This is a genomic window from Nocardioides sp. NPDC087217, from assembly GCF_044744805.1.
In the GTDB taxonomy this organism is placed as follows: domain Bacteria; phylum Actinomycetota; class Actinomycetes; order Propionibacteriales; family Nocardioidaceae; genus Nocardioides.
Genome location: NZ_JBIUZB010000001.1, coordinates 1,245,900 through 1,259,365 on the forward strand (window position 1 = coordinate 1,245,900; position 13,466 = coordinate 1,259,365).

Here is a 13,466-nt window from a genome sequence, read left to right on the forward strand (position 1 = left end):
GGCGGAACGGCGGAGCATGGGGCCAGGATCAGGCATCCGGCGCCGGGCCGGTACCAACGAATCCGCGGGGCGTCACCGGCCGATCAGTGCGTCTCGCTGTTCCGCCATCTGCTCCCGCAGACCGCCCACGACGGCGGCCACGGCGGGCCGCCGCCAGGACTCGGGATGCACGACCGCCCAGTAGGGCAGCCGCTGGTGGATGTCCTCGTGCAGCATCCGGACGAGGTCGGGGTGCCGGTCGGCCATGAAGCAGGGCAGCAGGCCCAGACCGGCGCCGGCCCTGGTCGCCTCGACGTGGACGAAGACGTTCGTCGAGGTGACCGCGTCGCGGATGCCGGGCAGCAGGCGCCGGGGGAGGTCGAGGTCGTCGACCTGGAGCATCGAGTCGACGAAGTAGACCAGGCGGTGGCGTACGGCCTCCTCGATCGTGGCGGGAGCACCGTGACGCTCGAGATAGCCGGGTGAGGCGTAGAGGCCGAGCTCGTACTCACCCAGGTGCATCGCCCGGCCGCGGTTCACCGCCGGCTCGCCGACGACCACCTCGATGTCGACACCGGAGCGGTGCTGCGCCGCCTGCCGGGTCACGGTGACGATCTCGACCGAGAGCTCGGGATGGTCCTGCCGCAGTGCGGCCACCGCCGGCGAGGCGATGTATGCAGCGAAACCGTCGGTCGTCGACATCCGCACCACGCCGGCCACCGGGTCGGCCGGCTCGTCGGCCGCCAGCCTGGCCAGCGACTCGGCGACTCCCTCGGCGGCACGCGCCGCGCGCTCACCGAGAGCGGTCAGCGCCCAGCCGTCGGAGCCGCGCACCAGGACCCGGCCGCCGAGGGCACGCTCGAGGGCGGAGATGTTGCGGCTGACCGTCGTGTGGGTCAGGCCCAGCGAGCGGGCGGCGGTGGTGAAACGGCCGCTGCGCGCCACCTCCAGCAGCACCAGCAGCTGGTCGGCGGAGGGTGGTGTCGATGGGGAGGTGGCCATCGGGCCAGAGTACCGATGATGTGCATTTTCGTTCACACCGTGTGCCAACATGCGCGTTGCAAGCACATTATGACCGCTGTCACACTCCCAACCATGACCTCGACACAGCCGGGCGCCACCGCCGCCCCCAACGACCCAGTCGACGAGCAGAGCCTGCTCCGCAGGACCGTGGCGGCCTCCATGGCCGGCACCGTCGTGGAGTGGTACGACTTCTTCCTCTACGCCACCGCCTCGGCGCTGGTCTTCGCCAAGGTGATCATGCCGGCCACCGGCAACGCCTACGACGCGATCATCGCCGCCTTCGTGACGTACGCCATCGGGTTCGTCGCCCGCCCCCTGGGCGGCGTCGTCTTCGGCCACATCGGCGACCGCCTCGGCCGCAAGTACACGCTGCAGCTGACCATCATGCTGATCGGTGTCGCCACCGTGCTGATGGGCTGCCTGCCGACGTACAACCAGATCGGCCTCGCCGCGCCGATCGCGCTGGTGGTTCTGCGGTTCGTGCAGGGCCTCGCCCTGGGCGGTGAGTGGGGCGGTGCCGTCCTGCTGGTCGCCGAGCACGCCCCCGACGACAGGCGCGCGACCTGGGCCGCCTGGCCGCAGGCCGCGGTGCCGGTGGGCAACCTGCTCGCCACGCTGGTGCTCACCGTGATGACCCTCGCGCTCTCCGACGCCGCCTTCCTGGCGTGGGGCTGGCGGGTCGCGTTCTGGCTCTCGGCAGTGGTGGTCGTCGTCGGCTACTTCATCCGCCGCTCGGTGACCGACTCGCCGATCTTCGAGGAGGCGAAGGCGGAGCAGACCGAGTCCGCCTCGACCGGTTACGGCGTCTTCGAGGTGCTCCGTCGCTACCCGCTGGGCGTGCTCAAGGGCATGGGCCTGCGATTCGCGGAGAACATCATGTACTACCTGGTGGTGTCCTTCTCGATCGTCTACCTGGTCGAGGACCAGAAGATGGACCAGGGCGCGCTGCTCGGCCTGATCGCGGTCGCGCACGCCTGCCACTTCTTCTTCATCCTCGCCGTCGGCCGGATCGCCGATGGCGTGGGCCGCAAGCCGGTCTACCTGGTGGGTGCTGTGCTCGGCGCGACCTGGGGCTTCTGGGCGTTCCCGATGCTCGACACCAAGAACAACCTCGCCATCGTGGCGGCGCTGATCGCCGGCCTTGCCATCCACGCGCTGATGTACTCCACGCAGCCCGCGATCATGGCCGAGATGTTCCCGACCCGGATGCGCTACTCCGGCATCTCGATCTCCTACCAGGTGACCTCGATCTTCGCCGGCTCGCTCGCGCCGCTGCTGGCCATCGCCTGGCTCAAGGACACCGGCACCTGGACCAACACCGCGATCTACCTCGCCGTGGCCGGCATCATCACCGGCCTGGTCGTGCTCACCCTCAAGGAGACCAAGGGCACCTCGCTGCGGGCCCTGGACCGTGCCGACGCCGAGCGTGCTGAGCGCGAGGTGAGCCCGGCGTGAGCTCAGCGACGACGGCCCCGTCTGCGTCAGTCGATTCCGGACGTACGCTGCGGGGCCGCCGCGCCCTTGTCACCGGCGGTGCCTCGGGGATCGGCGCGGCGGTGGTCCGCGAGCTCGCCGCCCGGGGCGCGCGGGTCGTCGTCGCCGACGTGGCCGGCGACGCCGCCCATGCCCTTGCCGAGGAGATCGGCGGCGAGGCGTGGGTGGTGGACCTGACCGCGACCGAGGAGCTTGACGACCTCACCCTGGAGGTCGACATCCTGGTCAACAACGCCGGCATCCAGCGGGTCAGCCCGATCGAGAAGTTCGACCCCGACGACTTCCGCAGGATCCACTCGATCATGCTCGTCGCTCCGTTCCTGCTGGTCAGGGCCGCTTTGCCGCACATGTACGCCAACGGCTGGGGTCGCATCGTCAACATCTCCTCCGTGCACGGCCTGGTCGCCTCCCCGTTCAAGAGCGCCTACGTCTCGGCCAAGCACGGCCTGGAGGGACTCTCGAAGGTGACCGCCCTCGAGGGCGGCCCGCACGGGGTGACCAGCGTCTGCATCAACCCGGGCTACGTGCGTACGCCGCTGGTGGAGAAGCAGATCGCCGACCAGGCCGAGGTGCACGGCGTCCCGGCCTCCGAGGTGGTCGAGCAGGTGCTCCTGCAGGACGTTGCGGTGAAGCGGCTGGTCGAGCCGGAGGAGGTCGGCTCCCTGGTCGGCTGGCTCACCGGACCGGACGCCTCGATGGTCTCCGGCGCCTCGTGGGCCATCGACGGCGGCTGGAGCGCCCGGTAGCCCCACCTCGCTCAGGCCTGCGTACGCCACCAGTCCACCGTCGCCTTGGCCCCGGTCTCGAGCGGGGTGGGGGCCAGGCCGAGCAGGGACTCGCTGGCCGAGGAGTCCAGCACGAACGGCTTGTCGAACTGGTAGACCATCTCGGCCAGCTCCCGGGTGCCGGAGTGCACGGTGCCGATCGCCTTCATCGTCCAGGTGGGGATGCGGCCGACCCGGGGCGCGGCGACCCCGGCCACGTCGGCATAGAGCTGGACGAGCGCACGCTGGGAGATGGCGGGTGCGGTGGGCGCGTGCAGGAAGGAGTTCCACAGGCCCTCCTCGTCGGCCGCCCGGATCATCGCGGCGCCCAGGTCGGGAACGTACGTCCAGGAGTGGGGCGCGTCCGGGTCGCCGAGGACGCGCATGGTGCGGCCGGCGAGGACCGTCGGCACCATCCGCTCGCCGGCGTGGGCGGTACGCACCAGCGGACCGTAGAAGTCCGAGGCCGCGACGCTGACGGTCGGGGTCGGTGAGGCGTCGCGGGAGCGGAGCAGCTCGACCCGCACTGCGGGCTTGCCGAAGTCGGCGTTGCGCGGCGTCTGCTCGGTCATCGGCCCGGTGACGTGGCCGTAGGCGTAGAGGCTCTCCGGGAAGACGACCACGGCACCGGCTCGTCCGGCGGCCTCGAGCACGACCTTCTCGGCCCGCGGGAGCTCGGTGCGCCAGGTGTCGGCGGCGTACGCGCTGCCGTGCATGCAGTGGAAGACGGCGCTCACGCCCGCGGCCGCCTGGGTGACGGTGTCGAGATCCGTGGCATCGCCGCGGAGCCGCTCGATGCTCGCGTGCACCGGGCCGCTGCCGGAGCGGGTGAGGAGGCGTACGCGATCCCCGCGGGCGGCGAGCTGCTGGGCGATGGTCGCGCCGACGGGGCCGGCGCCGATGACGAGGTAGGTGCTGTTCATGACTGTCTCCGTTGATTCGGTTGGTCGAGCCGGTTGACTCGGAAAGGAGAGCACTGCTCTCGGAATGAGTGTGGCGCGCTGCTGCTCAGAAAGCAAGAGCAGTGCTCACTTTTGTTGACATCGCTCTCGAAAGGAGGGCACGATGACGCCATGACAGGCACTCCACGCGAACGGGCGCGGGCGCAGACCATGGACGAGATCGTCCGGATCGGCCGCGAGCACCTGGCGATCCACGGTGCAGCCGCGCTCTCGCTGCGCGCGGTCGCCCGCGATCTCGGAGTGGTCTCCTCGGCGGTCTACCGCTACGTGAAGAACCGCGACGAGCTGCTGACCCTCCTCCTCGTCTCCGGGTACGACGAGCTGGGCGACGCTGCCGACGCCGCCGTCGCCTCGGCCCCTGGGGACGACTATCGCGCCCAGTTCGTGGCGCTCGGCCGAGCGGTCAGGACCTGGGCGCTCGCCGAGCCGGCGACGTACGCCCTGCTCTTCGGGTCCCCCGTCCCCGGTTACGCCGCGCCGGACGAGCGCACCAGCGTGCCCGGCACCCGCGTCCCGACCGCGATGCTGCGCCTGGCCGCCGGCGCCATGGCGGCCGGTCGACTGAGCGTGCCCGAGGAGCCGGGGGAGATCTCACCCGCTCTCGCCACGGGACTCCAGGGCATCCGTGACCAGCTCGGCCTCGACCTGCCCGACGCTTGCCTCACCCGCGGCGTACTCGTCTGGACGAGCCTCTTCGGCCGCGTCAGCTTCGAGGTTTTCGGCCAGTTCGGCCCCGACAGCTTCGGCGACCCCGCCGCGCTCTTCGAGCTCCATCTGGCAACGCTGGCCGACGAGCTCGGGTTGTGACGCGCGGGATGCTCACCGAGGTAACTCGGTGAGCGTGCACTGACTTCGTGGAGTTCCGCGCGGGAAGCGGCCGCTGACCGAGGTACCTCGGTGAACGGCCGCCGCCCAAGCTCGCTCGGGCGGTGACCCTTCTGCTGCATACCTTGACGAAGGAACAGCCCGGACGAGCTACTTGATCTCGGCGATGACGGCGCCGTTGGTGACGGTCTCGCCCACGGTGGCGTTCAGGCCGGTGATGGTGCCGGCCTTGTGGGCTTTGAGGGGTTGTTCCATCTTCATGGCTTCGATGACCACGACGACGTCGCCTTCGGCGACCTCTTGGCCTTCGTCGACGGCGATCTTGACGATGGTGCCCTGCATGGGGGAGGTGACCGAGTCGCCGGAGGCGGCTGCTCCGGTCTTCTTGGCCGACCGTTTGGGCTTCTTCGCCGCACCGGCACCGGCGCCGGTGGTGAGGCCGCCGAGGCCGGCGGGCAGGGAGACGTTGAGGCGTTTGCCGCCGACCTCGACCACGACGGTCTGGCGTTCGCCGGTCTCCTCGGCCTCGCCGATAGCACCGGCATAGGGGGTGATCTGGTTGTCGAAGTCGGTCTCGATCCAGGTGGTGTAGACGTCGAAGGACCCATTGGCGGCGGTGTAGGCGGGGTCGTTCACGACGGCCTGGTGGAAGGGGATGACGGTGGGCATGCCGTCGACCTTGAACTCGGCCAGGGCGCGACGTGAACGCTCGAGGGCTTGTTCGCGGGTGGTGCCGGTGATGATGAGTTTGGCGATGAGGGAGTCGAAGGCGCCCGGGATGGTCTCGCCCTTCTCGTAGCCGCCGTCGAGGCGGACGCCGGGTCCGGCCGGGGGTGCCCATTCGGTGAGGGTGCCGGGGGCGGGCATGAAGTTGTTGCCGCCGTCTTCGGCGTTGATGCGGTATTCGATGGAGTGGCCGCGGACCTCGGGGTCGTCGTAGCCGAGTTCTTCGCCGGCGGCGATGCGGAACATCTCTCGGACCAGGTCGAGGCCGGTGACTTCCTCGGAGACGCAGTGTTCGACCTGGAGGCGGGTGTTGACCTCGAGGAAGGAGATGGTGCCGTCGGCGGCGACGAGGAACTCACAGGTTCCGGCGCCGACGTAGCCGGCTTCGCGCAAGATGGCCTTGGAGGACTCATAGAGGCGTTTGTTCTGTTCCTCGGTCAGGAACGGGGCGGGGGCTTCCTCGACCAGCTTCTGGTGGCGCCGCTGCAGCGAGCAGTCCCGGGTGGAGACCACCACCACGTTGCCGTGGGTATCGGCCAGGCACTGGGTCTCGACGTGACGCGGCTTGTCGAGAAACTTCTCCACCAGACACTCACCCCGCCCGAACGCACCCACGGCCTCGCGGACCGCGGACTCGTACAGGTCGGGGATCTCCTCCAGGGTCCGGGCGACCTTGAGGCCGCGGCCACCGCCCCCGAAGACGGCCTTGATCGCGACCGGCAGGCCGTGCTCCTGGGCGAAGTCGACGATCTCGGTCGCGTCCTTGACCGGGTCCTTGAGCCCCGGCGCCAACGGCGCCCCTGCCTTCAAAGCGATCTGCTTGGCCTTGGCCTTGTCACCCAGCGCATCGATGGCCTCCGGCGAGGGACCGATCCAGGTCAACCCGGCCTCGATCACCGCCTGCGCGAAGTCGGCGTTCTCGGCCAAGAACCCGTAGCCGGGGTGGACCGAGTCCGCACCCGAACGGGCCGCGACGTCGAGGATCTTCTCGATCGAGAGATACGACTCCGCCGGGGTCGCGCCACCGAGGGCGTAGGACTCATCGGCCAGCCGCACGAACAGCGCGTCACGGTCGGGCTCGGCATAGATCGCGACCGACCCGATCCCGGCGTCCTTGCATGCACGGATCACTCGAACCGCGATCTCACCGCGGTTGGCGATCAGCACCTTGGTCAATGGCTTGCTCAACGAGAACTCCTCGATCGTGACTGCTTGGATTCCGTCGTAACGATTGTCACACCTCGCTGAGCTGAGCAAGCGAGGAGGTTACTCGACGGTACACGGCGTCGTCGACGAGCACGCCCGCATGCCGCAGGGACAGCACGGCCGCCCCGGCCAGGCCGTCGGTCGCCACGACCGCCCCGGGAGCGACCCGCGCGGCGAAGTCGGGCTGCCGGGCCAGGACGCTCCCAGCCGCGACCAACGGTCCCTCGACATCAGGCGTACGCACCGCCGCCAGCGTCTCCGCCAGCCCCGCGGCCGCCCGGTCGAGGATGCCCGCGGCAACCTCGTCACCGGCATCCGCCGCGGTGAAGACGAGCGAGGCGAAGTCGGCCAGCCGCAGCGGCGGCATCGCGTAGAGCGCCGCCGTCGCCGCGACGAGGGTCCCGGTCCGTCCGCCTTGTGGCCGTTCGTCCCGGACGGTGCCGAGCCGGTCGAGCAGCAGGCCGGTCAGCACCGTCGTGGCGCCGCGCCCGTCGAGCGGCGCCAACCCGGCACGTACGACCTCTCGGCCCAGCCAGAAGCCCGACCCGACGTCCCCGAGCAGCCAGCCCAGTCCGTCCGAGATCCCCGCGAGCCGGCCGTCCTCGACCCGCACCGCCGACGCCCCCGTGCCAGAGAGCAGCACATAGCCGTCCGACGCCGCCGTCCCCGAGAAGTACGCGGCCAGCACATCGAAGTCGAAGACCGGCTCCACCGCGACCAGGTCGGAGAGAGCGGCCACGATCGCGGCCCGGTGGCCGGCGTCGCCCGCCCCCGCCACCGCCAAGGCCGCGCCGGCGAGCTGACCGGCATTTGCGGAGGTCACAGCCTGTGTCACCGCCGCCCGGATCGCCGTCGTGGCAGCGTCGACACCGGCCGAGGTCGGGTTGCCGCTGCCGGCCTTGCCGATGCCTGTGCATCGGCCGTCTGAGGTGACCACGACGGCGCGAGTGCTGGTGCCTCCCGCGTCGAGTCCCAAGTAGTTGTCATTCATTGACACCGTTTCGTAACAGAAAACCATTGCCAGGCGTACTCTCTCCAAATAGTTTTCGAGCGCAGGCCTCGACATACGGTCGCGGCCGGAGTTTGCTAGGTGGGTGGACTAATTGACCAGAGACGTGTTCGGAGCCTTCGATGAGCAGGTTCGCACACGCCTGTCCGAGCTGCAGTCGATGGCGCAATCCGGTGGCCTCGACAAGGCGGTCGAGGCGATGGTCGGCAGCATCCGGAACGGCGGTGTGCTGCAGGCGTTCGGCACCGGCCACTCGCAGGCGTTCGCGATGGAGATCGCCGGACGGGCCGGTGGTCTGATCCCCACCCACGCCATCGCTCTGCGTGACACGGTCCTCAAGGGCGACCGGCCGGCGAGCGATCTCAAGGGCGGCCTCCTCGAGCGTGACACCAACATCGCCAACGAGCTCTGGGAGCTCCACGAGTTCCACCCGGAGGACGTCTTCCTGATCGCGTCCAACTCCGGTGTCAACGGCTCGATCGTCGGCATCGCGCTGCGGGCGAAGGAGGAGGGCCACACGGTGATCGCTGTGACCAGCCTCGAGCACACCAACGCGGTCACCCCCAAGCACCCCAGCGGCAAGCGCCTGGCCGAGATCGCCGACGTGGTGATCGACAACCTGGCTCCGTTCGGCGATGCCACCGTCCCGGTCGGCGACGGCGGCGTGCTCGCCGGTGCCGTCTCCTCCATCACGGCGGCCTACATCGCCCAGCTCCTGACCCTCGCCACCGCCGCGAGGATCGAGGAGACAGGCGAGACCCCGCCCCTCTACCTCTCCGCCAATATCCCGGGTGGCGATGAGCACAACGATGCGTTGAAGGCTCGCTACGGCGAACGCATCGGAAGCATGGCCTGAACACCCGTAATGAAGAAGTAACGAGGAAACCACCCGAAAGAAGGCAGCACGATGTCCCAGCAGCTTCACCGGCTCGACCGCCGGACCCTTCTGCGCGGCACCCTCGCCGGCGCGGCGCTCGTGTCGTTCTCTGGAGCGCTCGCCGCGTGTGGCGCGCCCGGTAGCGACACCGACAACTCCGGCGGTGGCACCAAGTCCGCGTCGAACCCGTTCGGCATGCCCAAGGACGGCACCGTCGACGCAGTGATCTTCGACGGTGGCTACGGCTACGACTACGTCGAGTTCGCTGCCGGCATCGTCGGCAAGGAGTTCGCTGACGCCGACCTCAAGGTCAGCGCCACCACCAAGATCGCCACGGAGCTGCAGCCGCGCTTCGTCGGCGGTACGCCCCCGGACCTGATCGACAACTCGGGTGCGGACCTGATCGGCTTCAGCTCGATCGCCGCCCAGCTCGAGGAGCTCGACGACGTCTTCGAGGCCGACAGCTACGAGGGCGTCAAGATCGAGGACACCCTCTACCCGAACGTCAAGGTCCCCGGCACCTACAGCGACCGGTTCGTGGCGATCAACTACGTCATGACCCTCTACGGCGTGTGGTACTCCGCCTCGCTCTTCGAGGAGAACGGCTGGACCGCGCCGAAGACCTGGGACGAGGCGCTCGACCTGGGTGCCAAGGCCAAGGCCAAGAAGAAGTACCTCTGGACCTGGGGCAAGGAGGCGGCGACCTACTACCGCACCCTGGTGATCGACTCGGCGGCCAAGGAGGGCGGCGACGAGGTGCGCCTCGGCCTCGAGAACCTCGAGAAGGGCATCTGGTCCCACCAGGTCATCCAGGACATCCTGGGCAAGCTCGGCGAGATGGTCAGCCAGGACATGTTCATCCCGGGCGGCGCCGGCACCCAGTTCACCGCCGCGCAGGCCAAGTGGTCCAACGACCAGCAGGCGCTCCTCTACCCGAGCGGCGGCTGGATCGAGAACGAGATGAAGGACGCCACCAAGGAAGGCTTCGAGATGACCGGCATCCCGGAGTTCGTCCTCAGCGACAGCCCCGCGCTGCCGTACGAGGCCGTCCGTGCCGCGGCCGGCGAGGCGTTCATCGTCCCGAGCAAGGCGAAGAACCCGGCCGGTGGCAAGGAGATCCTCCGCGCCATGCTGTCGAAGGAGGCCGCGACCAACTTCGCCAAGACGAAGCTCGCGCCGACCATCGTCAAGGACACCATCCCTGCCGACGGGTTCGGCTCCGCGGCGCTGAAGTCGCAGAGCGCGATGCTCGACGCCGCTGGTGAGAACACCTTCAACTTCCAGTTCTACGACTACTACGGCACCAACGCCGACGAGCTCGTCGTGTGGAACTCGTTCCTCTCCGGCGACCTCGACGTCAAGGGCCTGACCAAGGCAGTCCAGGGCATCTTCGACAAGGTCGCCGACGACTCATCGATCGAGAAGCTCAAGGTTTCCTGACACCATGCCGGACCCATCAACCACGATGGCCCAGACGGCCGGCGGCCCCTCCGAGGAGAATCCTTGGGGGGCCGCCCCCGGCCGGCGCCGCCGCAAGCTCACCCTCGACCGGGCACTGTTCATGACGGTCTTCCTCGGCCTTCCGGTCGCGGTCTTCGTCATCTTCGTCGTGGTCCCGATCGGGCAGGCCCTCTTCTACTCGCTCACCGACTGGACCGGTTTCTCTCCGGTCATGAACTTCGTCGGCCTGGACAACTACGCCAAGCTGCTCGACGACGACACCTTCCTCAAGGCGCTGCGCAACAACGTACTGCTCACGATCGTGGTGCCGTTCGTGACTCTGGTCGCGGCGCTGGCGATCGCGGTGGTCGTGACCACCGCGGGTCCCAGCACCGGTCAGGTCCGAGGTCTGAACGGGTCCGGCTTCTACCGGGTCGTCTCGTTCTTCCCCTACGCCGTCCCGGCCGTCGTCATCGGTCTCCTCTGGGCTCAGGTCTACGACCCCGCCGCCGGCCTGCTCAACGGCATGCTCACCGGCGTCGGACTCGACGGGTTCAAGGACTACGCCTGGCTCGGTGAGGTGCGTGCGGCGATGCCGGCCTCCATGTTCGTGATCATCTGGGCGAGCATCGGCTTCTACACCGTGCTCTTCGTGGCCGCCATCAAGGGCGTACCCGCGGAGATCTACGAGGCTGCGCGCATCGACGGTGCCGGTCGCTTCCGCACCGCCATCTCGATCACGCTGCCCTCGATCCGTGACAACGTGCAGACGGCCTACATCTATCTGGGGATCCTCACCCTCGATGCGTACGTCTTCATGGCGGCGCTCGCCCCTGGCGGCGGCCCTGCCAACAGCACGCTCACGATGAGCCAGCACCTGATGAACACCGCCTTCAAGAAGAGCCAGTTCGGCTACGCCACCTCGATGGGCGTGGTGCTCGCCCTGGTCACGCTGCTCTTCGCCGCCCTGGTCTTCGTCGTCTTCCACTTCGCCGGCGGCCGGGACAAGAAAGCCGAGGTTCGACGATGAGTGCCGTCACTCTGGACAAGCCAGTCGCCACCCGCTCCGAAGGCGGGCGACGTACGCCCGGCGACGCACTGGTCGCCGGCACCTCGCACACGATGCTGATCATCTGGTCGGTCATCGTCATCGTGCCCTTCTGCTGGGTGGTGCTCTCCTCGTTCAAGACGTCGAAGGAGATCCTCTCCTCGCCGTTCTCCCTGCCCGCGGAGTGGAACTTCGACAACTACGTCAGCGCCTGGACCAAGGCCGGCATCGGGACGTACTTCTTCAACACCGTCATCGTCGTCGGCACCGCCTTGGTGCTGGTGATGCTGCTGGGGGCGATGTGCGCCTACGTGCTGGCGCGGTTCGAGTTCTTCGGCCGCCGGGTCATCTACTACACGATGCTGGCTGGGCTGACCTTCCCGGTCTTCCTGGTCATCGTGCCGCTGTTCTTCGTGCTCCAGGGTTTCGGGCTGCTCAACACGCTGCCCGGGTTGATCCTGACGTACGTCGCCTACGCGCTGCCGTTCACCGTCTTCTTCCTCTACGCCTTCTTCAAGACGCTGCCCGACGACGTCTACGAGGCCGCGATGATGGACGGTGCGGGCGAGTGGCGCACGTTCTTCCAGATCATGCTGCCGATGGCCGCACCCGGGATGGCCGGCGTGGCGATCTTCAACTTCCTCGGACTGTGGAACCAGTTCCTGCTGCCGGTGGCGCTCAACACCGACCGGAACAACTACGTGCTCACCCAGGGCATGGCGTCGTTCTCCTCCCAGGCGGGTTACAACGTCGACTTCGGCGCGCTCTTCGCCGGGGTGGTGCTGACCGTGCTTCCGGTGCTGGTCGTCTACCTGATCTTCCAGCGGAGAATCGCTGGGACGGTCTCGACGGGCACGTTCCGCTGACCCGGATCTGACCCAGATGTGACGCGGATCTCGCGCCCCAGGTTAATAAGCGCTAACCTGGGGCGCGTGACCGCCTTTCTCCAGCCCGAGCACGAAGAGTTGCGTGCTGTCGTCCGTGACTTCGCCCAGAAGGAGATCGCGCCCCATGCCTCGCAGTGGGACCGCGACCATCACTTCCCCGTCGACGTGGTCCACAAGATGGGTGAGCTGGGCCTGTTCGGCCTGACCGCCCCCGAGGCGTACGGCGGAGGCGAGGGTGACCTCGTCGCGCTCTGCGTCGCGATCGAGGAGCTCGGCCGCGTCGACCAGTCGATCGGGATCACGCTCGAGGCCGCCGTCGGTCTGGGCATCAACCCGATCCTCACCTACGGCACCGACGAGCAGAAGGAGCGCTGGCTCCCCGACCTCGTCGCGGGCAGGAAGCTGGCCGGGTTCGGGCTGACCGAGCCGGGTGCCGGGTCCGACGCCGGCGCGACCGCCACGAAGGCCGTCCTCGACGGCGAGGAGTGGGTCGTCGACGGCGCCAAGCAGTTCATCACCAATTCCGGCTCCTCGATCACCTCGGTCGTCACCGTCACCGCGCGCACCGGGACCCGCGACAACGGCAAGCCCGAGATCAGCACCATCATGATCCCCTCGGGCACGCCCGGGTTCACCGCCGAGAAGGCGTACGACAAGCTCGGCTGGCACGCCTCCGACACCCACCCGCTCTCCTTCGACGGCGCCCGGGTGCCGGCCGACCACCTCCTCGGTGAGCGCGGGCGCGGCTACGCCCAGTTCCTCGCCACCCTCGACGACGGCCGCGTCGCGATCGCCGCGCTCGCCGTCGGCTGCATCCAGGCGTGCCTCGACATGGCGCTCGAGTACGCGGGGGAGCGGCAGACCTTCGGCGGCCCGATCGGCCGCAAGCAGGGCGTCGCCTTCCAGATCGCCGACCTCGAGGTCATGCTGCGGGCCTCGCGGCTGCTGACGTACGAGGCAGCCGCCATGAAATCCGGGCTGGATTCGGGCGCCGTGACGATGAAGGAGTTCAAGCAGGCGGCTGCCGCCGCCAAGCTGTACGCGACCGAGTCGGCCGTCACCGCGACCCGCATCGCCACCCAGGTCTTCGGCGGCTACGGGTTCATGGAGGAGTACCCGGTGGCCCGCTTCTACCGCGACGCGAAGATCCTGGAGATCGGCGAGGGCACCTCCGAGGTGCAGCGCATGCTGCTCGCCAGAGGTCTCGGCCTCCCTGTCGAGTAGGC

12 protein-coding genes are annotated in these 13,466 nt (G+C 68.7%); 8 read left to right on the forward strand and 4 right to left on the reverse strand.

Annotation, left to right across the window (positions count from 1 at the left end):
* Positions 1–72 precede the first annotated feature (72 nt).
* On the reverse strand, positions 73–981 hold the full coding sequence (locus ACIO3S_RS06070; RefSeq protein ID WP_400460545.1) for a LysR family transcriptional regulator: 909 nt from the start codon (positions 979–981) through the stop codon (positions 73–75).
* 93 nt (positions 982–1,074) lie between these two features.
* On the opposite strand from ACIO3S_RS06070, the gene ACIO3S_RS06075 reads away from it, so the two are divergent.
* Together ACIO3S_RS06075 and ACIO3S_RS06080 are read left to right on the forward strand one after the other, a co-directional pair.
* Positions 1,075–2,457, forward strand: a complete 1,383-nt coding sequence (locus tag ACIO3S_RS06075) for an MFS transporter (protein WP_400460547.1) — start codon at positions 1,075–1,077, stop codon at positions 2,455–2,457.
* Positions 2,454–3,242, forward strand: a complete 789-nt coding sequence (locus ACIO3S_RS06080; RefSeq protein WP_400460549.1) for a 3-hydroxybutyrate dehydrogenase — start codon at positions 2,454–2,456, stop codon at positions 3,240–3,242. The genes ACIO3S_RS06075 and ACIO3S_RS06080 overlap by 4 nt, the downstream gene beginning before the upstream one ends.
* An 11-nt stretch (positions 3,243–3,253) precedes the next feature.
* On the opposite strand, the gene ACIO3S_RS06085 is transcribed toward ACIO3S_RS06080, so the two are convergent.
* Entirely contained in the window at positions 3,254–4,183 is a 930-nt protein-coding gene (locus ACIO3S_RS06085) for an NAD-dependent epimerase/dehydratase family protein (protein WP_400460551.1), read from the reverse strand.
* Between the two features lie 150 nt (positions 4,184–4,333).
* Between ACIO3S_RS06085 and ACIO3S_RS06090 the strand changes: the two genes are divergently transcribed.
* The gene (locus ACIO3S_RS06090) at positions 4,334–5,029 is read left to right on the forward strand and encodes a TetR/AcrR family transcriptional regulator (protein WP_400460553.1); all 696 of its coding nucleotides are present in this window, start codon (positions 4,334–4,336) and stop codon (positions 5,027–5,029) included.
* A gap of 168 nt (positions 5,030–5,197) precedes the next feature.
* Here ACIO3S_RS06090 and ACIO3S_RS06095 read toward each other — a convergent pair whose 3' ends face one another.
* Together ACIO3S_RS06095 and ACIO3S_RS06100 are read right to left on the reverse strand one after the other, a co-directional pair.
* Positions 5,198–6,949: an acetyl/propionyl/methylcrotonyl-CoA carboxylase subunit alpha gene (locus tag ACIO3S_RS06095; RefSeq protein ID WP_400461066.1), complete on the reverse strand. Its 1,752-nt coding sequence runs from the start codon at positions 6,947–6,949 to the stop codon at positions 5,198–5,200.
* A 58-nt stretch (positions 6,950–7,007) separates the two neighbouring features.
* On the reverse strand, positions 7,008–7,970 hold the full coding sequence (locus ACIO3S_RS06100) for an N-acetylglucosamine kinase (RefSeq protein ID WP_400460555.1): 963 nt from the start codon (positions 7,968–7,970) through the stop codon (positions 7,008–7,010).
* A gap of 112 nt (positions 7,971–8,082) precedes the next feature.
* Between ACIO3S_RS06100 and ACIO3S_RS06105 the strand changes: the two genes are divergently transcribed.
* The 5 genes from ACIO3S_RS06105 (at position 8,083) to ACIO3S_RS06125 (ending at position 13,464) form a co-directional block, all read left to right on the forward strand.
* The gene (locus ACIO3S_RS06105; RefSeq protein ID WP_350844873.1) at positions 8,083–8,844 is read left to right on the forward strand and encodes an SIS domain-containing protein; all 762 of its coding nucleotides are present in this window, start codon (positions 8,083–8,085) and stop codon (positions 8,842–8,844) included.
* A 51-nt stretch (positions 8,845–8,895) separates the two neighbouring features.
* Entirely contained in the window at positions 8,896–10,305 is a 1,410-nt protein-coding gene (gene ngcE, locus ACIO3S_RS06110; RefSeq protein ID WP_160025197.1) for an N-acetylglucosamine/diacetylchitobiose ABC transporter substrate-binding protein, read from the forward strand.
* 4 nt (positions 10,306–10,309) lie between these two features.
* On the forward strand, positions 10,310–11,335 hold the full coding sequence (locus tag ACIO3S_RS06115; RefSeq protein ID WP_160025196.1) for a carbohydrate ABC transporter permease: 1,026 nt from the start codon (positions 10,310–10,312) through the stop codon (positions 11,333–11,335).
* On the forward strand, positions 11,332–12,219 hold the full coding sequence (locus ACIO3S_RS06120) for a carbohydrate ABC transporter permease (protein ID WP_160025195.1): 888 nt from the start codon (positions 11,332–11,334) through the stop codon (positions 12,217–12,219). The genes ACIO3S_RS06115 and ACIO3S_RS06120 overlap by 4 nt, the downstream gene beginning before the upstream one ends.
* 66 nt (positions 12,220–12,285) lie before the next feature.
* Positions 12,286–13,464 carry an acyl-CoA dehydrogenase family protein gene (locus ACIO3S_RS06125; RefSeq protein WP_400460559.1) on the forward strand — a complete coding sequence of 393 codons (1,179 nt, stop codon included), beginning with the start codon at positions 12,286–12,288 and terminating at the stop codon, positions 13,462–13,464.
* The last annotated feature ends 2 nt before the right edge of the window (positions 13,465–13,466 follow it).